Annotated in this window: 22 protein-coding genes; 10 read left to right on the forward strand and 12 right to left on the reverse strand. The window is 66.5% G+C overall.

The features are described from left to right. Positions 1-46: 46 nt before the first annotated feature. Entirely contained in the window at positions 47-1,003 is a 957-nt protein-coding gene (locus LXN00_RS11290; protein ID WP_234508286.1) for a sodium-dependent bicarbonate transport family permease, read from the forward strand. A 3-nt stretch (positions 1,004-1,006) separates the two neighbouring features. Next, positions 1,007-1,309: a P-II family nitrogen regulator gene (locus LXN00_RS11295; protein WP_234508288.1), complete on the forward strand. Its 303-nt coding sequence runs from the start codon at positions 1,007-1,009 to the stop codon at positions 1,307-1,309. On the opposite strand, the gene LXN00_RS11300 is transcribed toward LXN00_RS11295, so the two are convergent. Together LXN00_RS11300 and LXN00_RS11305 are read right to left on the reverse strand one after the other, a co-directional pair. Then, a complete protein-coding gene (locus LXN00_RS11300) occupies positions 1,306-1,821 on the reverse strand; it encodes a DedA family protein (protein ID WP_234508290.1) in 516 nt (171 codons plus the stop codon). The two genes, LXN00_RS11295 and LXN00_RS11300, sit on opposite strands and share 4 nt — an antisense overlap. A gap of 1 nt (position 1,822) precedes the next feature. Beyond that, positions 1,823-2,518, reverse strand: a complete 696-nt coding sequence (locus LXN00_RS11305; protein WP_234508292.1) for a TerC family protein — start codon at positions 2,516-2,518, stop codon at positions 1,823-1,825. 180 nt (positions 2,519-2,698) lie between these two features. Here LXN00_RS11305 and LXN00_RS11310 point away from each other — a divergent pair, with 180 nt between their 5' ends. The 8 genes from LXN00_RS11310 (at position 2,699) to gcvPB (ending at position 11,763) form a co-directional block, all read left to right on the forward strand. Then, entirely contained in the window at positions 2,699-3,031 is a 333-nt protein-coding gene (locus tag LXN00_RS11310; protein ID WP_234508294.1) for a metal-sulfur cluster assembly factor, read from the forward strand. A 75-nt stretch (positions 3,032-3,106) separates the two neighbouring features. Then, a complete protein-coding gene (locus tag LXN00_RS11315) occupies positions 3,107-4,837 on the forward strand; it encodes an NAD-dependent malic enzyme (protein WP_234508295.1) in 1,731 nt (576 codons plus the stop codon). A 4-nt stretch (positions 4,838-4,841) separates the two neighbouring features. Then, positions 4,842-5,720 (forward strand): DNA double-strand break repair nuclease NurA, encoded by an 879-nt coding sequence (locus tag LXN00_RS11320; protein ID WP_234508297.1) that lies wholly within the window; start codon positions 4,842-4,844, stop codon positions 5,718-5,720. Further along, a complete protein-coding gene (locus tag LXN00_RS11325; protein ID WP_234508299.1) occupies positions 5,720-7,444 on the forward strand; it encodes an ATP-binding protein in 1,725 nt (574 codons plus the stop codon). Before LXN00_RS11320 ends, LXN00_RS11325 begins: the two co-directional genes overlap by 1 nt. Before the next feature lie 18 nt (positions 7,445-7,462). After that, on the forward strand, positions 7,463-8,512 hold the full coding sequence (gene gcvT / locus LXN00_RS11330; protein WP_234508302.1) for a glycine cleavage system aminomethyltransferase GcvT: 1,050 nt from the start codon (positions 7,463-7,465) through the stop codon (positions 8,510-8,512). 18 nt (positions 8,513-8,530) lie between these two features. Continuing rightward, a complete protein-coding gene (gene gcvH / locus LXN00_RS11335) occupies positions 8,531-8,917 on the forward strand; it encodes a glycine cleavage system protein GcvH (protein WP_071677445.1) in 387 nt (128 codons plus the stop codon). A gap of 108 nt (positions 8,918-9,025) precedes the next feature. Next, a complete protein-coding gene (gene gcvPA, locus LXN00_RS11340; protein ID WP_071677446.1) occupies positions 9,026-10,342 on the forward strand; it encodes an aminomethyl-transferring glycine dehydrogenase subunit GcvPA in 1,317 nt (438 codons plus the stop codon). Beyond that, on the forward strand, positions 10,339-11,763 hold the full coding sequence (gcvPB, locus tag LXN00_RS11345) for an aminomethyl-transferring glycine dehydrogenase subunit GcvPB (RefSeq protein ID WP_071677447.1): 1,425 nt from the start codon (positions 10,339-10,341) through the stop codon (positions 11,761-11,763). Before gcvPA ends, gcvPB begins: the two co-directional genes overlap by 4 nt. Before the next feature lie 42 nt (positions 11,764-11,805). Here the strand turns inward: gcvPB and LXN00_RS11350 are convergent, their stop codons facing one another. From LXN00_RS11350 to LXN00_RS11395, 10 genes are all read right to left on the reverse strand, one after another. Beyond that, the gene (locus tag LXN00_RS11350; protein WP_071677448.1) at positions 11,806-12,246 is read right to left on the reverse strand and encodes a rhodanese-like domain-containing protein; all 441 of its coding nucleotides are present in this window, start codon (positions 12,244-12,246) and stop codon (positions 11,806-11,808) included. A 32-nt stretch (positions 12,247-12,278) separates the two neighbouring features. Further along, on the reverse strand, positions 12,279-13,040 hold the full coding sequence (locus LXN00_RS11355) for a hypothetical protein (protein WP_071677449.1): 762 nt from the start codon (positions 13,038-13,040) through the stop codon (positions 12,279-12,281). Further along, positions 13,033-13,620 (reverse strand): 4Fe-4S dicluster domain-containing protein, encoded by a 588-nt coding sequence (locus LXN00_RS11360; protein ID WP_071677450.1) that lies wholly within the window; start codon positions 13,618-13,620, stop codon positions 13,033-13,035. Before LXN00_RS11360 ends, LXN00_RS11355 begins: the two co-directional genes overlap by 8 nt. Beyond that, positions 13,620-15,917 (reverse strand): molybdopterin-dependent oxidoreductase, encoded by a 2,298-nt coding sequence (locus LXN00_RS11365; RefSeq protein WP_071677451.1) that lies wholly within the window; start codon positions 15,915-15,917, stop codon positions 13,620-13,622. Before LXN00_RS11365 ends, LXN00_RS11360 begins: the two co-directional genes overlap by 1 nt. Continuing rightward, a complete protein-coding gene (locus LXN00_RS11370) occupies positions 15,889-16,416 on the reverse strand; it encodes a TorD/DmsD family molecular chaperone (protein ID WP_071677452.1) in 528 nt (175 codons plus the stop codon). Before LXN00_RS11370 ends, LXN00_RS11365 begins: the two co-directional genes overlap by 29 nt. Before the next feature lie 102 nt (positions 16,417-16,518). After that, positions 16,519-17,115, reverse strand: coding sequence for a response regulator transcription factor (locus LXN00_RS11375; protein WP_071677453.1), 597 nt, complete (start codon positions 17,113-17,115; stop codon positions 16,519-16,521). Beyond that, positions 17,112-18,077, reverse strand: a complete 966-nt coding sequence (locus LXN00_RS11380) for a sensor histidine kinase (protein WP_234508304.1) — start codon at positions 18,075-18,077, stop codon at positions 17,112-17,114. The genes LXN00_RS11375 and LXN00_RS11380 overlap by 4 nt, the downstream gene beginning before the upstream one ends. Positions 18,078-18,117: 40 nt before the next feature. Next, entirely contained in the window at positions 18,118-19,002 is an 885-nt protein-coding gene (ribF, locus tag LXN00_RS11385; RefSeq protein WP_234508306.1) for a riboflavin biosynthesis protein RibF, read from the reverse strand. After that, entirely contained in the window at positions 18,980-19,468 is a 489-nt protein-coding gene (locus LXN00_RS11390) for an NUDIX hydrolase (protein WP_234508308.1), read from the reverse strand. The genes ribF and LXN00_RS11390 overlap by 23 nt, the downstream gene beginning before the upstream one ends. A gap of 57 nt (positions 19,469-19,525) precedes the next feature. After that, positions 19,526-19,729, reverse strand: a complete 204-nt coding sequence (locus LXN00_RS11395; protein ID WP_234508309.1) for a hypothetical protein — start codon at positions 19,727-19,729, stop codon at positions 19,526-19,528. Positions 19,730-19,800: the final 71 nt, after the last annotated feature.

Consider the following 19,800-nt stretch of genomic DNA (forward strand, 5'->3'; position numbering starts at 1 on the left):
GTACCGGATTGTAAAAGCCCTTCTTCCCGCAGTAAAGCTTGGAGGTATGGACGCCCTAGAGATCCTGCGGCTCAACCTCCTCTCCCCCATGGTCCTGGCCTTCTTCCTGGGGGTGGCGGCGAGGCTTTTGAAAAGCGACCTGGCCTTCCCCGAGGCCCTGTACACGGCGCTATCCATCTACCTCCTCTTCGCCATCGGCTTTAAGGGCGGGGTGGAGCTTTCCAAGACGCCTTTCCTGGTCGTCCTTCTTCCCGCCTTGGCCACCCTCCTCCTCGGGCTTTTGCGGCCCCTCACGGGCTATTTCCTGGCCCGGAGGGCCCTCAGGGTAAGCCGGGTGGACGCCTCCGCCTTGGCCGCCCACTACGGCTCGGTTTCCGCCGTGACCTTCCTCGCCGCCCTCACCTTCGCCCAGGCCCTGGGGGAAAGGCCCGAGGGGTTCTTGCCCACCCTGGTGGCCCTCCTGGAGGTGCCGGGGATCGTGGTGGCCCTCCTTTTGGGCAAGCGGGGAGGGGGGAACCTGCACGAGGCCCTGCGGGAGGTCCTCACGGGCAAGAGCGTGGTCCTCCTCCTTGGGGGGCTCGTGGTGGGGGCCCTCTCCGGGGAGAGGGGGATGGAGCGGGTCAAGCCCTTCTTCGTGGACCCCTTCTACGGGGCCCTCACCCTCTTCCTCCTGGACATGGGGATGGTGGCGGCCTCGAGGCTTTCCGTCCTGAGGCAGGTGGGCTTCCGCCTGGTCCTCTACGGGACGCTCCTCCCCCTCCTCCACGGGGCCCTTGGGGTCTATTTGGGCCACCTGGTGGGGCTTTCCCCGGGAGGGGCCATGGTGCTTGGGGCCATGGCGGCCAGCAGCAGCTACATCGCCGCCCCGGCGGCGGTGCGCATCGCCTTGCCTGAGGCCAACCCGAGCCTGTACCTGGGGGCGAGCCTGGCCGTCACCTTTCCCTTTAACCTGGTCTTGGGGATACCCATCTACCACGCCCTGGCCAAGGCGATAGGGGGGTGAGCCGTGAACCTGGTGCCCTTGAAGCTGGTGACCATCGTGGCGGAAAGCCTCTTGGAGAAGAAGCTGGTGGAGGAGATCAAGCGGCTTGGGGCCAAGGGCTACACCATCGTCCCCGCCCGGGGGGAGGGCTCCCGGGGGGTGCGGAGCGTGGACTGGGAGGGGCAGAACATCCGCCTGGAAACCATCGTTTCCGAGGAGGTGGCCCTGAAGATCTTGGAGCGCCTGCAGGAGGCGTACTTCCCCCACTACGCCGTGATCGCCTACGTGGAGAACGTCTTCGTGGTGCGGGGGGAGAAGTACGTCTAGCGCCGCCGGAGGAGGGGGAGGAGGGCGAGGAGGAGAAGGAGGGGCCAAAGGAGCCAAGGGGAAACCCTTTGGCCGAGGAAGTAGGCGAAGAGGACGAGCCCCTGGGTCCAAAGGAGGCTTCCCAAGGCGGCAAGAACCAGGTAAAGGGCGAGGGGGAAGCCTAAGGCCCCGAGGAGGAGGGGGAGGGCTGTGCGCACCCCGGGGAGGAAGGGGGCGAGGAGGAGGGTCGTGGGGCCAAAGCGCATCAAGACCTTTTCGGCGCGGGCAAGAAGCGCCTCGGGTAGCCGCCTGCGCACCTCCTTGCCCAGGGCCCGGCCGATGGCGTAGCCCACCCCATGCCCCAGGAAGCTTCCCAGGAAGAGAAGGGGGAGAAGGGGGAAGAGGCTAAGCCGCCCCTCCCCCGCCAGAGCCCCCAAGGCCAGGAGCAGGGTGTCCCCCCCGGGGACGAAAAGGCCGAAAGGAAACCCCACTTCCAGGAAGAGGACGAAGGCGGGGGCGAGGTAGGCCCACATCCTAGGCGGCTTGCTCCTTGGGCCTTCTCAGGGCCCAAAGGCTTCCCAGGAGGAGGACCCCCAGGATGAGGAGGCTAAAGGCCTCCTTGTCCAGGCCCAGGGCGAGCTCGGGCCGGTGGAGGACCTCCTTGGCGAGCTTGTCCCAGCCGCCCACAAGGAGCTTCACCCCGGCGAGGCCCACCACCACGTAGGCCAGGTGCTTGAAGCGGGGGTAGCGGTCCAGGAGGGTGACCACCAGGCTTGCCAGCATCCTGAGGGCCAGGATGCCCAGGAAGACCCCGGTGTAGATGACCCAAAGCTTGTCGGAAAGGGCCACGGCCACCAGGACCGAGTCCACGGCGAAGGCCAGGTCCATGAGCTCCACCTGGGCCACCACCTTCCAGAACTGGGCGGCGCTCACCTCTAGAGGGGGCGGGGCGTGGGCCTCCTCCGGCTTCAGGAAGTGCCTGAGGGCGATAAAGAGGAGGTAGGCCGCCCCCAGGACCTGGACCCACCAGAGCTGGATGACGAGGGCGGCGAAGAGGAGGGCAAGGCCCCTAAGCACGTAGGCGCCCAGGATGCCGTAGAAGAGCGCCCTCCGCCTCAGGTGCACGGGAAGCTTCTGCACGATGACCCCGAGGATCAGGGCGTTGTCCGCGGAGAGGATCACCTCCAGGGCCACCAGGATGAGGATCACCGAAAGGACACCCGCTTCCATTCCCTACCTCCACAAAGAAAAGACCACCGCTTGAGCGGTGGTCTTGCCCGGGCTTCCTGCCCCCGGCCCCCGGGGCCCAAGGCCCGTCCTGACGGGGTACCGGCTTGGGGCTACTCCCCAACCGGGGCCATTATACAACCCCGGAAAAGGGGATAGGGTTTTCCGGGTATACTGAAGGGCATGGAAGCGGAGGCCAAGCTGCCTACCAAGGAAGAGGTCCTCGAGGCCCTCAAGGTGGTCTACGACCCGGAGATCCCGGTGAACATCGTGGACCTAGGCCTCGTGTACGACGTGGAGGTGCACGAAAACGGCATGGTGGACATCACCATGACCCTCACCGCCATCGGCTGCCCCGCCCAGGACGTGGTGAAGGCGGATGCGGAGATGGCGGTCATGCGCCTACCTGGGGTCCAGGGGGTGAACGTGGAGTTCGTCTGGACCCCGCCTTGGACCCCGGCGCGCATGACGGAGGAGGGGAAGCGGATGATGCGCATGTTCGGCTTCAACGTCTGAGGAAGGGCCTCGAGGGCGGGGGGCTTCCCCACCCTTTGGGGCCATTGTCCGTGGCTGGGGTGGAAAAATAGGGGCATGCCGGTTAGCCGCTATTACGACGTCAAGCGGGACGAAAAGGGCGAACGTTACCTGGAGCCTTACGTCACGGGTTTTCTCCTCCTAAGGCTTCCCCTCCTCAACAAGGGCACGGCCTTCACCGAGGAGGAAAGGCGCGCTCTGGGCCTAGAAGGCCTCCTGCCTCCCCACGTGAACACCCTGGAGGAGCAGAAGGAACGGGTCTACCGCCGCTACCGCCTCATCGCCTCCCCCCTGGACAAGCACATCTACCTCCGCCACCTCCAAGACCGCAACGAGGTCCTCTTCTACGCCCTTTTGGTGGACCACCTGGAGGAGATGCTCCCCATCCTCTACACCCCCACGGTGGGGGAGGCGGTGCGGGAGTTCTCCCACATCTACCGCTACCCCCGGGGCTTCACCGTGAGCACCCGAAACATTGACCGGGTGGAGGAGGCCCTGGCGAATGTCCCCCTAGAGGAGGTGCGCCTCATCGTGGCCACGGACTCCTCCGCCATCCTCGGCATCGGGGACCAGGGGTATGGGGGGATGGCCATCGCCATCGGCAAGCTCACCCTGTACACCGCCGTGGGCGGGGTGGGGCCCGACAAGACCCTGCCCGTGGAGTTGGACGTGGGCACGGACCGGGAGGACCTCCTCAACGACCCCCTCTACCTTGGGGTGCGGCACAAGCGCTTGAGGGGCGAGGCCTACTACCGGTTCCTGGACCGCTTCGTGGAGGCGGTGCGCAAGCGCTACCCCAAGGCCCTCATCCAGTGGGAGGACTTCGCCAAGGAGGCGGCCTTTACCGTGCTGGAGCGCTACCGCAAGGTGGTGCCCTCCTTCAACGACGACATCCAGGGCACGGGGGCCGTGGCCCTGGCCGGGGTGCTTTCCGCTTGCCGCCTCAAAGGGGAGCGGCTTTCCGAGCAGGTGGTGGTGGTCTACGGGGCGGGGGCCGGGGGGGTTGGCGTGGCCTGGGCCTTGGTGGAGGGGATGAAGCGGGAGGGCCTGAGCGAGGAGGAGGCCAAGGCCCGGGTCTTGGTCCTGGACTCCCGGGGGCTTTTGGTGGAGGGGCGGAACATGGAGGCCTACAAGCGGCCCTTCGCCCAGAAGCGGGAGCGCCTTCGGGACTGGCGTTTTTCCGGCGAGTACCCAAACCTTTTGGAGACTATCCAAAACGCCCGGGCCACGGTGCTCCTCGGCCTTTCGGGCCAGGGGGGAAGCTTCACCGAGCCCGTGGTGCGGGCCATGCTGGAAAACACCCCTAGGCCCGTGATCTTCCCCCTTTCCAACCCCACCTCGGCCAGCGAGGCCCTGCCCGACGACCTCATCTACTGGACGGAAGGGCAGGCCCTGGTGGCGGCGGGTAGCCCCTTCCCCCCCGTGGGCTACAAGGGCCGGACCATCCCCGTGGGCCAGGGGAACAACGCCTTCATCTTCCCTGGGCTCGGCCTGGGGGCGGTATTGGCCCGGGCCCGGGAGGTGACGGACGGGATGGTCCTCGAGGCCGCCTACGCCCTCTACGAGTTCACCCGAGAGCGCTTCCCCGACCTCCTTTACCCCCCGGTGCGCCACCTCAGGGAGGTTTCCCCCTACGTGGCCGCCCGGGTCATGCGGAAGGCCCTGGAGGAGGGCGTGGCGGAGGAAGAGCGCATCCAGGGGCTTTCCTTCCCCGAGCTTTACGCCTTCGTGCAAAGCCGCTTCTGGGAGCCCAAGTACCTCCCCTACCGCCCCGCCCCGGTAATCTAGGGGCATGGCCTGGCGGCTTTACGCCCTAGAGCTCCCCCAGGCCCAGGACCTCTTGCCCGAAGGGCCGGAGCCCGAGGGGTTCTGGCCCCTGGAGGAGCCCTGGGCGGCGAGGAGGGCGGAGGCCCTCCCTTGGCCCGAGCCCCTTTACTTCCTGGACGGCAAGGAGCGGGCGGAGGGGCTTTTGGCGGAGGGAAGGCGGCTTGCCCTTTTGGGGTGCGTGGCCGCGGGGGCCGTGGTCTACGAGGGGGGGAGGATGCGCCTCCTGCCCCCCAGGGTGCGCCGGGTGGGGGTGGGGCTTTCCGAGCCCCTGAGGGTAGGGGAACTCCGCTACGAGCCTTTCCCGGCGGAGGGGGAAGGGGTTTACGCCCTCCAGGAGGGCTTGCGGCGGGCGAGGGCCAACCTCGAGGCGGAGGTGGCCCAGGAGCTTTCCGGGGGGCTTCTCGTGGTGGATGGCCCCGTGCGCCTCAAGAGGGTGGGGCCCATCCTGGGCTACATCAAGACCCATTGGGCCCGCTACCTGCCCCCGGAAAAGGAGGCGCTCTTGGCGGCCCTCGCCCCCGGGGAGAGGACCCCCCTTTTCCGCATCCGGCGCAAGGGGTTGGAGCTTGCAAGCTGGTACCTGCGCCTGCCCCTGCCCCCGGAGGGGGTGAGGCCCCCGGAGGCGGGGCTTTTGCGCCTGGAAACCCCTTTGGATGGCCCCTATGGGTGGCTTGCGGCGCTTTCCCTAAGCCTTTTCCCCGCCCTGGCCTCCCACCCCGTGAAGGACCCCAGGGCGCCCCAGAACCTCACCCCCGTGGGGGGCTTGGAAAGGGAGTTGGGCCGTAGGATGGGAAGCCGCGAGGTGGTGGCCCGGCTTTTGGCTCGGTACTTGGGAGGTGGTTGATGGAACGGGTGGGCGTGGTTTTGGGTAGCCGGGAGGCCACCCCCTTGGCCTTCTGGGTGGGGGTGGAGGGGGAGGGCCTCCTGAGACTGGACGACCTGGTGGTGGTGGAAGGCTTCCACCCCAAGGTGGGCAGGGTGCGCTACTTCGGCATGGTGGACCACGTGGCCAAGGTGCACGAGGGGGAAACTTACGATACGGACACCTTCTTGGCGGTGGAGGGGCACATCCCCGTGAGCCTGGCCTACGTGGCCCACGTGAGCGTGACCCGCATCCTCCCCGAGGAGTTCTTCCCGCCCGACCCCGGCTCCCCCGTCTACCTGGCGAAGGGGGAGGACCTGGAGCTCGCCCTCTACTACGAGGGCATGCGGAACCAAAAGGGGACCACCAAGCTCCCCGCCGGCCTCCTCAAGAACGGGGAGGTGGCCTATTTGAACCTGGAGTTTCTGAACGGGGTGAAGGGCGGGCACGTGAACATCTCCGGCATCAGCGGGGTGGCGGCCAAGACCAGCTACGCCACCTTCCTCCTCAAGAGCCTCCTGGAAAGCGGGGTCTTGGAGGACGCCCACCAGGCCAAGGTCCTCCTTTTCAACGTGAAGGGGGAGGACCTCTTCTTCCTGGACAAGCCCAACGCCCGCCTCACGGAGGAGGCCAAGGCGGAGTACGAGGCCCTGGGCCTTCCCCCCACGCCCTTTAGGAGCGTGGCCTTCCTGGCCCCTCCCAAGAAGGACGGGTACGTGCCCGACGTGGACACCCGCCTCGAGGGAGTGCGGGCCTACCACTACGACCTGGTCCAGTTCTGCCAAAGGGGGCTTCTCCCCTTCCTCTTCGCCGACCGGGGCTTCATGACCAACCTGGGCTTTTTGGTCCAGCACCTCACGGAAAAGCTCCGGCGCCTCGCCGAGGGGCAGAAGGGCCCCCACCTCCTGGTGGACGACTGGCCCCGGGAGGAGCTACCCGAGGCGAAGGCCTTTGACGCCCTGGGCAAAGTGCCCCTAAGGAGCTTCGCCGACCTGGTGCGCTACCTGGAGTACAAGCTCCTGGGCCCGGAAACGGGGGAGGGGGAAGGGGACAGGTCCTGGACCGCAAGGCAGGCCCGGGGCACCCTCGAGGCCTTCGTGAGGCGGCTTAGGGCCAGCGTGGAGAACGTGGCCCACCTCATCCGGGGCGACCGCCCCGGAAACCCCCCAGACCCCCTGAAGGGCGAGCAGGTCCACGTGGTGGACCTGGCCAAGCTCTCCCCCCAGGCGCAGATGTTCGTGGTGGGAAGCCTCCTCAAGGACGTCTTTGAGCGCAAGGAGCGGGGGCAGTACCGGGGCCGGGTCTTCATCGTCTTGGACGAGCTCAACAAGTACGCCCCCCGGGACGAGGAGGGCCCCATCAAGGACGTGCTTTTGGACATCGCGGAAAGGGGCCGCTCCTTGGGCGTCATCCTCATCGGGGCGGAGCAGACGGCGAGCGAGGTGGAGCGCCGGGTGGTGGGGAACGCCGCCATAAGGGTGGTGGGCCGCCTGGACGCCGCCGAGGCGGAGCGCCCCGAGTACCGCTACCTCCCCACCACCTTCCGCCAACGGGCCCTCATCCTGCCCCAGGGGTGGGTGATCCTCCACCAGCCGGAGATCCCCGTGCCCCTTTTGGTGCGCTTCCCCTTCCCCGCCTGGGCCACCAAGCGGGAGGAGGTCTTGGAGGACAACTCCGCCGAGGCCCTGAGGCGCGAGCTCTTTTAGGGGTAGCATAGCCTTGGTATGAAGCGCACCCCCCTTTACGAGGCCCACCTGCGCCTGGGCGGGCGCATGGTGGCCTTTGCCGGCTACGCCCTTCCCCTGCAGTACACCTCCATCGTGGAGGAGCACCTGGCGGTGAGGCGGGAAGCGGGCGTGTTTGACGTGAGCCACATGGGGGAGTTCTGGGTGCGGGGGGAGGAGGCGCTCCCCTTCCTCCAGTGGGCCACGGCGAACGACGCCGCCCGGCTCAAGGTGGGGAGGGCCCAGTACTCCATGCTCCCAAACGAAAGGGGCGGGGTGGTGGACGATATCTACCTCTACCGCCTGGGCGAGGCGGAGTACCTCATGGTGGTCAACGCCGCCAACATCGCCAAGGACTTCGCCCACCTCGAGGCCTTGGCAGAAGGCTTCCGGGTGGAGCTTTTGGACCGCTCCGAGGCCACCGCCCTCCTCGCCCTCCAAGGCCCCAAGGCGGAAAGCCTCCTGCAGGGGCTTACCGACGCCGACCTAAAGGGGCGCAAGAAGAACGATGTCTTCCAGGCCCAGGTGGCGGGCCGCCCTGCCCTCCTTGCCCGCACGGGGTACACGGGGGAGGACGGGTTTGAGCTCTTCCTGGCCCCCGAGGACGCCGAGGCGGTCTTCCTGGCCCTGGTGGAGGCGGGGGCGAAGCCCTGTGGCCTTGGGGCCCGGGATACCCTGCGCCTCGAGGCCGGCTTCCCCCTCTACGGCCACGAGCTCACCGATACCACCAACCCCCTCTGCACCCCCTGGGCCTGGGTGGTGAAGCGGGAAAAGGACTTCCTGGGCAAGGAGGCCATGCTTTCCGGGGCCTGCCGGGAAAGGCTCGTGGGCCTGGTGTTGGAAACCGGCATCCCCCGGGAAGGCTACCGGGTGTTTTCCGGGGAAGCCCCGGTGGGCCGGGTGACGAGCGGGGGCTACTCCCCCCTTCTGGAAAAGGGCATCGCCCTGGCCTACGTGGAGGAGGGGGCGGAAGGCCCCTTCTCCGTGGAGGTACGGGGAAGGCGGGTACAGGCTTCCCTTAGCCCCTTGCCCTTTGTGCCGCTAAAATAGCGGGGGTTAGGAGGCGCTATGGACATACCCAAGGACCGCTTTTACACCAAGACCCACGAGTGGGCCCTGCCCGAAGGGGACACGGTGCTGGTGGGCATCACCGACTACGCCCAAGACGCCTTGGGGGACGTGGTCTACGTGGAGCTCCCCGAGGTGGGGCGCAAGGTGGAGAAGGGCGAGGCGGTGGCGGTGGTGGAGAGCGTGAAGACCGCCTCCGACATCTACGCTCCTGTGGCTGGGGAGGTGGTGGAGGTGAACCTGGCCCTGGAGAAGACCCCGGAGCTCATCAACCAAGACCCTTACGGGGAGGGCTGGATTTTCCGCCTCCGCCCCCTGGACATGGGGGACCTGGACGACCTTCTGGACGCCGACGGCTACCAGGAAGCGTTGGAGAGCGAGGCCTAGCATGGTTTTCCCGAGGGCGGCCCTTCCCCGCACGGGTTTAGGCGGGGGGGCGTGTCCCTCTGTGGCCCCGGGTCAAATGGCCCGGGGGTTTTGTTTAAGGATGGACCTATGGACTACGCGCCCCATACCGAGGCGGAGATCCAGGAGATGCTGAAGCGGGTGGGGGCGGAAAGGCTAGAGGACCTCTTCCGCCACCTGCCCGAGGAGATCCTCAACCCCGAGATTGCCCTGCCCGAGCCCATGCCCGAGTGGGCGGTTTTGGAGGCGCTGAGGCGGCTCGCCGAGAGGAACAAGCCCGCCCGCAAGGCCTTCCTGGGCGGGGGAATCCGGAGCCACCACGTGCCCCCCGTGGTCCAGGCCCTGGCGGGCCGGGGGGAGTTCCTCACCGCCTACACCCCCTACCAGCCCGAGGTGAGCCAGGGGGTCCTGCAGGCCACCTTTGAGTACCAGACCATGATCGCCGAGCTCACGGGCCTCGAGGTGGCCAACGCCTCCATGTACGACGGCGCCACCGCCCTGGCGGAAGGGGTTCTCCTGGCCCTGAGGGAAACGGGCCGGATGGGGGTCCTGGTCTCCCAAGGGGTCCACCCCGAGTACCGGGCGGTGCTCAAGGCCTACCTGGAGGCGGTGGGGGCGGAGCTAAAGGTCCTTCCCCTGGAAGGGGGGCGCACCCCTTCCGTCCCGGTGCCCGAGGGGGTGGGGGCGGTGGTGGGGCAGAACCCCAACTACCTGGGGGCTCTGGAGGACCTCGCCCCCCTGGCGGAGGCGGCCCACCGGGCGGGGGCCCTTTTCGTGGCGGTGGCCGACCCCCTTTCCCTCGGGGTCCTCAAGCCCCCGGGGGCCTACGGGGCGGACATCGCCGTGGGGGATGGGCAGAGCCTGGGCCTGCCCATGGGTTACGGCGGCCCCCACTTCGGCTACCTGGCCACCAAGAAGGCCTTCGTGCGCCAGCTCCCGGGGCGCCTGGTCTCGGAGACGGTGGACGCCGAGGGCAGGCGGGGCTTCATCCTCACTCTGCAGGCCCGGGAGCAGTACATCCGGCGGGCTAAAGCCAAAAGCAACATCACCACCAACGCCCAGCTCACCGCCCTCATGGGGGCCATGTACCTGGCGGCCTTGGGGCCCGAGGGGCTTAAGGAGGTGGCCCTCCGGGGTGTGGCCCTGGCCCACCGGCTTTACCACCTCCTCCTGGAGGTGCCGGGGGTGGAGGCCTTCACGCCGGCGCCTTTCTTCAACGAGTTCGCCCTCAGGCTTCCCAAGCCCCCAGAGGCGGTGCGCAAGGCCCTGGCGGCCCGGAGCCTCCACGCCGCCACCCCCGTGCCCGAGGAATACGGGGAAAACCTGGCCCTCTTCGCCGCCACGGAGCTCCACGAGGAGGAGGACCTCTTGGCCCTGAGGGATGCCCTGAAGGAGGTGTTGGCGTGAACTACCCCCTCATCTTTGAACGGAGCCGCAAGGGAAGGCGCGGCCTGAAGCTCGTAAAGGAAGCACCCCAGGCGGAAAGCCTCATCCCCAAGGCCTTCCTGAGGGAGACCCCGCCCAGGCTTCCCGAGGTGGACGAGCTCACCCTGGTGCGCCACTACACGGGGCTTTCCCGCCGCCAGGTGGGGGTGGACACCACCTTCTACCCCTTGGGGAGCTGCACCATGAAGTACAACCCCAAGCTCCACGAGGAGGCGGCGCGGCTTTTCGCCGAGCTCCACCCCTACCAGGACCCCGGGACGGCCCAGGGGGCCTTGGCCCTCATGTGGGAGCTCGGGGAGTACCTGAAGGCCCTCACGGGCATGGACGCCATCACCCTCCAGCCCGCCGCTGGGGCCCACGGGGAGCTCACGGGGATTTTGGTCATCCGGGCCTACCACGAGGACCGGGGGGAGGGGAGGACGCGCCGGCTTGTCCTGGTGCCGGACTCCGCCCACGGCTCCAACCCCGCCACCGCCAGCATGGCGGGCTACCAGGTGAAGGAGGTCCCCTCGGGGCCCGATGGGGAGGTGGACCTCGAGGCCCTCAAGCGGGAGCTCGGCCCCCACGTGGCCGCCATCATGCTCACCAACCCCAACACCCTGGGGCTTTTTGAGAGGCGCATCCTGGAGATCTCCCGCCTGGCCAAGGCGGCAGGGGCGCAGCTTTACTACGATGGGGCCAACCTGAACGCCATCATGGGCTGGGCCCGCCCCGGGGACATGGGCTTTGACGTGGTCCACCTGAACCTGCACAAGACCTTCACCGTGCCCCACGGCGGGGGCGGCCCCGGTTCGGGCCCCGTGGGGGTGAAGGCCCACCTGGCCCCCTACCTGCCCGTGCCCCTGGTGGCCAAGGGGGAGGAGGGTTACTACCTGGACTTTGACCGGCCCAAGAGCATCGGGCGGGTGAAGGGCTTCTACGGGAACTTCCTGGCCCTGGTGCGGGCCTGGGCCTACATCCGCACCCTGGGGCTTCCCGGGCTCAAGCGGGCGGCGGCCCTTTCCGTCCTCAACGCCCGCTACCTGAAGGAGCTTTTGAAGGAGAAGGGCTACCGGGTGCCTTACGATGGGCCTTGCATGCACGAGTTCGTGGCCCAGCCGCCCCAAGGGTATAGGGCCTTGGACCTGGCCAAGGGGCTTTTGGAGCTGGGCTTCCACCCCCCCACGGTCTACTTCCCCTTGATCGTCAAGGAAGCCCTCATGGTGGAGCCCACGGAAACGGAGAGCAAGGAGACCCTCGAGGCCTTCGCCGAGGCCCTGGGGGAGCTTTTGCAAAAGCCCAAGGAGTGGCTGGAAAACGCCCCCTACACCACCCCGGTCCGCCGCCTGGACGAGCTAAGGGCCAACAAGTACCCCAAGCTCACCTACTTTGAGGAAGAGTGAAAAGGGGGCGGGGCTAAAGCCCCGCCCCAAAACGTCCTGCCGCTACTTCTCCACAGGCAGGTTGGCTCCGGTCCAAGCCTTGTAGCCGCCCAGGATGCTCTTCACGTTGTACCCTAGGCCCCGCAGGAGGACGAGGCCCATGGCCCCCCGGTGGCCGATCCCACAGTAGATGATGATGGGCTTATTCTTGGGTAGCTCGCCTATCCGCTTGGGCAAGTCGCGGATGGGGATGTTCACCGCCCCGGGAATGCGCCCGTCCTTGAACTCGCTCGGCTCCCGCACGTCCAGGATGAAGACGTCTAGGGTGTCCATCATCTGCTTGGCGGCGGCGGGCTGGATGCCGTAGAAGTCCTGGGGCAACGTGGTCAGGAAGTTCCCGAGCTCCCGCACCGTGAGGGCGGAGAAAGTGGTGGTGGTCGCCTGGGCCAGAACCGGAAGAACCAGAAGGACTCCCAACCAAGCGAGCTTCTTCATGCCTTTCATCGCTTACCTCCTTTCCTAAAGGGGTTTTCCCCCTATAGGCCAAGACCTTGCCACTGGCCTACCAGGACCCAGAGGGCCCGGAGCCCCGAGGCCGCCAAAAACCCCGCCCAGGGAGCCAGGTTTCCCCGTGCGAAGGCCCCAAGCCCCACCAAGAGGAGGAGGCCGTAAAGGACCCCACCTTCCTCCAGGAAATGGGCCTGGGCCTCCGGGGACAGGGTGAGGGGGTAAAGGAAGGCGAGGAAGAGGGATAGACCCGCCACGAGCCGAAAAGGGTAAGGGGCCCAGGGGCTCTGGAGCAGCGTGGCCAGACCTAAGGCGAGCGTTAGGGCGGTGACGGGGAAAAGCCCAGCCAAAAGGGCGTTCCAGAGGGGGCGGTTGGCGTTGACCGCCAGGGCCATCCCCGGGTAGGCCAGGACCACCAGGCTCAAGAGGAGGAGGACCCAGGCCAAGAACCGCCTCGGTCCTTTCCCCAGGTAGAGGAGGAGGGCGCTGGCGAAGGCCAGGGCTAGGCTCCAAGCGCCCCACCCGATGGGGCTTCCTGGGTGGAAGGAAAGGAAAAGCCAGACATGGGTGAAGCGAAAACGGGCGGGGGATTCTGCCCAGAGGACGAAGAGGTCCAAGGCGATGAGCCCCAAGGCGAAGAGGGTGTAGCGGCGGGCATCCTCGCTGGCCTTGAGGTGCAAAAGGGCGGCTAGAAAAGCCATGCCTCCTGCCAGCCCCACCAGCACGAAGTGTAGGGCGTTGGCCCAGTGCCAGAATTCTTGGGCATTGGGGAGGCCATAAAACTCAGTCATGGCGCACCTCGCTTTCCTTGGAAAGCCCCTTCTTGGAGGGGGCGTTCAGGTAGAAGAGCTTGGGCCTGGTGTGCATCTCGGGACGAAGGACATCCACCCGGTTGGCCTGTCGCAAGGCTTGGGAAACGGGGCTATTGGGGTCATCCAAATCCCCGAAGGTACGGCAGAGGGTGGGGCAGGTTTCCACGCAGGCCGGCACCTTTCCTTGCGCTAGGCGGTGGGCGCAGAAGGTGCACTTGCTGACGTAGCCCCCTGGGTGGAGGTAGCGGGCATCGTAAGGGCAGGCGGCCACACAAGCCCCGCAGGCGATGCACTTCTTGGGGTCCACGAGCACCAAACCCTCTGGGGTCTGGTAGCTGGCTCCCGTGGGGCAAACGGGCACGCACGGGGGGTTTTCGCAGTGCAGGCACTGCTCGGGGCGAAACTCCACGGTAAGGTCGGGGAAGGTGCCCAGCTCCCGTTCCCGGATCCAAAGGTTGAAAGCGCCTGGGGGCACCTCGTTTTCCATCTTGCAGGCCACGGCGCAGGCGGCGCAGCCTACGCAGAGGGATAGGTCAATGGCCATGGCGTAGCGGGGCATCACAACCTCCTTTCATCCAAGGGGCGCTTGGCCAGGCGAGAGAGGGCGGGAAGCTGGGGGGGATTGGCCTTCTCTAGGCGCACGAAGTTCACCCGGAGGCCCGCCCCGCCCGAGATGGGGTCTAGCGTGTAGCGGGTCTGGAGGTAGTTGTCCGAGGCGCCGCGGCCGTGGGCCACCTTCATCAAGGGGGCCTTGTGGCCAAAGCCGTGGACCAGGTAGACGCAGTCCCTGCGGATCCTTTCCGTGGGTTTGACCCGCACCGGCCCCTCCCGTACGCCGTCCTGGTTTTCCAGGTATACGTAATCCCCTTCCTTCAAACCCTGCTTCCGGGCTTCTTCCTTGTGGATCCAAACCTCGTTCTCGGGGTCCATTTCCATGAGAACCCAGTTGTTTTGGGTGCGAGCGAAGGTGTGGACGGGGCTACGGCCGTAGAGGAGGCGGTAGAAGCCTTCTGGGGGGTCCTCAGGGGGGGTGAAGACGGGCAGGGGCGAGTGGCCGGCCTCCTTGAACCGTTGGCAGTAAAGTTCAATCTTGCCCGAGGTGGTGCCGAAGGGGAGACGGCCTTCCTTCTCCCAGTCCTCCAGCCAGGGCTTGCCCTTCTGGATCAAGGTGCCCATGGACTTTAAGGTCTCCAGGTCCAGCCCGATGCTCTGAAGCCGGGTGTTCAGGTATTCTTCAATGTCCTTCCAGGGGAAGTAGGCTTCCAGGCCCAGGCGCAGACCCAGCTCCCTGGCGATCCACCAGCCCGGCTTGGTGTCAAAGAGGGGTTCATGGGCGGGTACCCTCAGTTCCAGGAAGGGGGTTTTGTGGGCCACAGCCACCAGGTCGTCGTAGCGCTCCAGGTAGGTGGCCTCCGGCAGGATGACGTCCGCCCACATCACGTGCTCTTGCGGCAAGACGTCTATGGCCACGTAGAGGTCTAGCTTCTTGAGCGCCTCCTTGGTGCGAGGCACGTTGGGGATGGAGTGGAAGAGGTTGATGCCGTAGGCGATGAGCCCCTTGATGGGATAGGGCTCTCCGGTGAGCATGGGCTCTATAAGTTCCTGGATGGCGGTGCTATTGGCGAAAAACTTCCCTTTGTCCGCCCGGGGCTTGAAACCTTCGGGTTCGTGGTCCCCGCCGGAAGGCCCCGAGCAACCCCCCGCCGCTGGTTCCAGGGGCAAGGGAGGGGTGGGATACTTCTCTAGGTAAGGACTTTGGGCAATGTAAAAGCCACCGGGGCGCCCGTAGTTGCCCAGAAGGACGTTGAGGTAAAGGAGGGCCATGACCCGGTAGGTGTCGTTTCCGTACCAGACGTTGTGCCGGGTAGGGGGCAGCACCGCCTGGGGCCTGTGGGCGGCCATTTCCCGCGCCACCTGGCGGATGGTTTCGGCGGGGATTTCTGTGTATTTTTCCGCCCACTCGGGGGTAAGGTCCTTCACGTGGGCTTTGAGCTCGTCAAAGCCCAGGGTGTACTTCTCTACATACTCCCGGTCGTAGAGCCCTTCGTAGATGAGCACGTGGATCCAGGCAAGGAGCAAGGCGGTGTCGGTGCCGGGTTTGATGGGGAGCCAGCGGTGGGCTTTAGCGGCGGTGGTGGAGAACCGGGGGTCCACCACCACCAGCTTGGCGCCCCGCTTGAGGGCTTGGGCGAAGTCCTGGAGCTGCGTGTTATGGGTGTCCTCACCGATGTGGTGCCCCACGAGAACGATGTAGCGGGTGTTTTCCCAGTCCACGGGTTCGTGGCCGCCGATGGGCCGGCCAAAAACCCACTGGGAGGCCACCTCCCGGGGAGCGGTGCAAAGGGAAACGGAGGGTTTGGCGGCGTTGGGGCTGCCCCAGGCGGCGGGCAGGTAGTCCACAAACCAGGTGTCCCCGGTTCCGTGGCCGAAGAAAGCGATGGCTTCGGGGCCATACGCCTCCTTGATGGCCAGCATTTTCTGGGCCACGTAGTCCAAAGCCTCCTCCCACGTGGCTACCCGGTACCTGCCCTCGCCGCGGCTGGAGCCTTCCACCCGGATGAGGGGGCGCTTCAGCCGGTCGGGGTCGTAGGTGGTTTGGGGCATGCCTTGGCCTCGAGGGCATAGCCGGCCCCGGCTTTTGGGGTTCGCCTCGTATCCCTCCACCTTGTACACGCGGTTTCCCACCGCGTGGGCCACGATGCCGCATCGCCAGAAGCACCCCTCGCAGATTTGGTAGACGCTTCGGACCTCCTTGGCGTACCAGGGGGCTTTGGTGGCCTTAGCGGGTCCGCTTCCCCTCAGGGCTAAAGCCCCTGCCCCCAAGGCGCTAAGCTTCAGGAACTCCCGTCTTTGCATCCAATACCTCCTCTAGCCAGGCCACGAGCTGGGCGTAGAAGCCGGTGGGGTCTTTGGCCTTTACCACAGGGGCGAAGCGCTTGAGCCAAGGACGGAGGAACTCCTGGGCCAAGCGCCGGGCCAGGTCGGGCCGCCTAGGGTGGAGCAGGGCGATGGCCTCGCCTAGGGCTGCCAGGTGGTCGGGGAGGTCGCGCCAGGTTTCCTGGACCTCCAACCCCCCTTCTCGGTAGATCTCTAAAAGGCGTTGGTAGGAGGGCCCGAAGAGCTCCCCGTCCAGGGCGTAGCTGGCGTAAGGCGGTGCGGGCAGGCCCTCGGGGTGGGTAACGAAGAGAAGGGTATAGGCCACCTGCAGCTCGCTAAGGGGCACCTGGGGCAAGGTCACGGGATGCCCAGCGAGCTCTTCCAAGGCGTCTTGTAGGGTGGCACCGTGAAGTTCCCGATAAAGGGCTTCTCCCGGGGGGGAGAAGAGGCTTGCCGTGACCCAGCCCAGGAGTTCCATGCCTCACCTCCTGGCCTGAGGTTAGGGCTTGCACTCCTTTTCACAAGACGGAGCGCTTCCGACGCCTCCGTCGGAAACTCTCCTAAGGCATATGTCCCGGGGCTAGATAAGCCCCTGCTTCCGGGCCCAGCGCACCAGGTCTGGGGTGTCCATCAGGCCCAGCTTGTTCAGGGCCCGCTGCTTGTAGGTGGAGGCCGTTTTCACCGAAACGCCCAGGCGTTCGGCGGCCTGGGAAAGGGTGTGCCCCTGGGCCAAGAGGGTCACCACCGCCCGTTCCCGCTCCGAGAGGACCTCGAGGCCAGGCTCAAGCTGGCCCTCCAAGAGCGCTTCGGTGAGTTTGGGGTGGAGGTAGCGGAGGCCCTTTTCCAGGCGCTCCAACGCTTCCAAAAGCTCCTGGTCCAAGGCCGCTTTGGGCAGGTAGCCCTTGGCCCCTAAAGCGAAGGCCCGGGCCACATAGGCGGGCTCGTCGTGCATGGAGACCACCAGAACCTTGGCCCTTTGGGCCAGCCGCGGAAGGGCCTCCAGCCCTCCCAGGCCCGGGAGGTTTAGATCCAGCAGGACCACGTCCCCGTCCCAGGAGGCCTTCAAAGCCTCCTCGGCGCTGGCGAACTCCGCCGTCACCTCGTGCCCTTCTTCCTCCAGCAGGAGGCGAAGCCCCTTGCGCACCAGGTGATGGTCCTCCACCAAGACCACCCTCATAGGGGCACCCCAAACTCCACCCGCGTTCCCTTCCCGGGGGCGGACCGGACGAGGAGGGTACCGCCGAGGGCCTGCACCCGCTCCTGCATTCCCAATAGACCCACGGAAGGGGGGGTGCGGTTCGGGTCAAAACCCTGGCCGTCGTCCTCCACCACGCCGAATAAGCGGTCCCCGTTCTGCCAGAGCGCCACCTGGACCCGCGTAGCCCGAGCATGGCGCACCACGTTGGTTAGGGCCTCTTGAACCACGCGGAAAAGGGCCATCTCCTTTTCCTTGGAGAGGGGAGGTATGTCCAAGTGGGCTTCCACCTCGAGGCCCCCTTTCCTGTAATCCGCCAGATAGCGCTGCAGGGTTTCCTTGAGCCCGAGGTCATCCAGAAGGGGCAGGCGGAGTTCTCGCGATAACCGCCGAACCTCCTCCAGGGCCTCCGCCAGCCGAGCCCGGGCCATGGGGAGCTTTTCCGGCCGCTTTTCCGCCACCTTAAGGGTGAGAAGAGCGGCGGTGAGAAGGCTTCCCACCCCATCGTGAAGCTCCCGGCCTACCCTCCGCCGCTCCTCCTCTTGGGCGGCCAGAAGCCGCCCCGCCACCTCCAACGAAGGGCGGCGTAGGGCGAGGAGAAGGAGCGCAGGCAGGGCCTCCGGGACCTGTTGGCCGGGTTCTAGGCTTAAGGCGAGGACCGCCAGGACCTTCTTCCCCTGGTGCACGGGTAGGGCCACGAAGGAATCCTTTTCCACCTTTTCCCCTCGCCTTAAGGCCTCCTCCGCCAGTGGGCGGGAACGGACGACCAAGGGGCAGGTGGTGCGGCAGGCTTGCATTTGCAAAAGGGAAAGCCCTTCCCCTACCCAATAGGCTTCGCCGCAGCGGATAACCCCAGCCTCCTCCAAGGCGGCCAGGGCGCGGCGGAAGACATCCTGCCGGCCTTTGGCTCCCGCGAGCGCTTCGGCCAGGCGGGCACAATCCATACCTCCTTAGCCTACGGCCGGTGTGAGGAGAAAAGTGTCCCTAAAGGCCAAAGTATGCCCGGGCTGCCTGGACGTCCGCCTGGATTTGCGCCCTTAGGGCCTCGAGGCTGGGAAAGCGCCTTTCCTCCCGGAGGCGCTTCAGGAAGCGCACCCGGGCCTCCTCCCCGTAAAGCTCCCCGGCGAAGCCCAGGAGGTGGACCTCAAGCCGCCTTTCTTCCCCTCCCAGGGTGGGCCGGGTGCCCACGTTGGCCACCCCCTTGTAGCGGCCGAAGCCTCCTTCCACCTCCACGGCGTACACCCCGGGGGGCAGGACCTTCTTGGGGTGCACCGCCAGGTTGGCGGTGGGGAAGCCGAGCCTCCGCCCAAGCTTCTCCCCCTCCACCACCACCCCGTAGGCCCCGTAGGGGCGGCCCAGGAGGTGGCGGGCCTCCTCCACCTTCCCCTCCTGGAGGAGGGCGCGGATGCGGCTAGACTTCACCGCTTCCCCTCCCAGGGTGAGGAGGGGGACCACCCGGGTGGGGGCCACCCGGGAAAGCTCCTCCACTCCCCCCGCCCTTCCTTGCCCGAAGCGGAAGTCTTCCCCCACGTGGATGCGAACCGCCTCCAAGGCCTTTAGGTCCTCCAGAAAGGCTTCCGCCGGTCTTTTGGCAAAGGCCTCGTTGAAGGGCACCGCCAGGATGAGCTCCACCCCCACTTCCCGCAAGGCCTCTACCTTCTCCGTGAGGTCCATGAGGAACCCCTCCCCTCGGGTGAAGACCTTGGTGGGGGGATCAAAGGTGTAGACGAGGAGGGGTGCCTTGAGCACCTTGGCCTCGGCCAGGGCCTGGCGCAGGAGGTACTGGTGGCCCAGGTGCACCCCGTCAAAGGAGCCCACGGCCACCACCTTAGGCCCTTTGGGGACGTCAGCGACCTCGGAGAAAAGCATGGTAGTAGAGGACTCCCACGAGCCCCGTGGCCGAAAACTCCGCCCCGCCCCGGCGGTGCAGGGCTAAGGCTTCCTCCGGGTTTAGCCAGACCACCTCTATGGCCTCGTCCTCGTCGGGGGTGGCCTGGGCTTCCCTCAGGTTTTCCGCCAGGAAGACGAAGGTCTTCTCGTCGGTGAAACCGGGGGAGACGTAGAAGCTAAAGAGGGGGGTGAGGTCCCCGGTGAGCCCCGTTTCCTCGGCGAGCTCCCTTTGGGCCGCCGCCAGGGGATCTTCCCCGGGTTCAATGAGCCCCGCCGGGATCTCCAAGGGGGCAAGGCCTATGGCGGGACGCATCTGGCGGACAAAGAGCATCTTGCCCTCCCGGAGGGCGATTACGGCCACCGCCGGTTTGTGCTCCACGATCTCGTAGCGCCCTTCCAGGGCCAAGTTCAGGATGCGCCCGCGGTAGAGGTAGGTGCGGCTCACGCCTCCATGGTACGGGAAAACCCCGGGGGGCCTGCCCCCAGGGCTTTGGCGCCGCCCCTACTGCAGGGCGTTTAGCGTGGCCAGAAGGACGGCCCGGGTGTAGGTGGGGTTGTGGACGCCCTTGGAGCCGTCGTTTTGGATCAGGAGGTAGTTCCAGGCGGCCCGCACCACGGGGTCCTTGGTGAGGAAGACGGGCTGGCCCTTCTCGTCCCGGATGTCCCCAAGCTGGCTATAAAGCACCGTCCCGTCCGTGAGGGTCATCTTAGAGGCTGTCGTAAAAGGGTGGTATTCTTGAGGGATGAGCTCTAGACGATCTTACCCCAGCGACCTCA

Origin of the sequence: Thermus brockianus, from assembly GCF_021462505.1 — a bacterium.
Classification (GTDB): domain Bacteria; phylum Deinococcota; class Deinococci; order Deinococcales; family Thermaceae; genus Thermus; species Thermus hydrothermalis.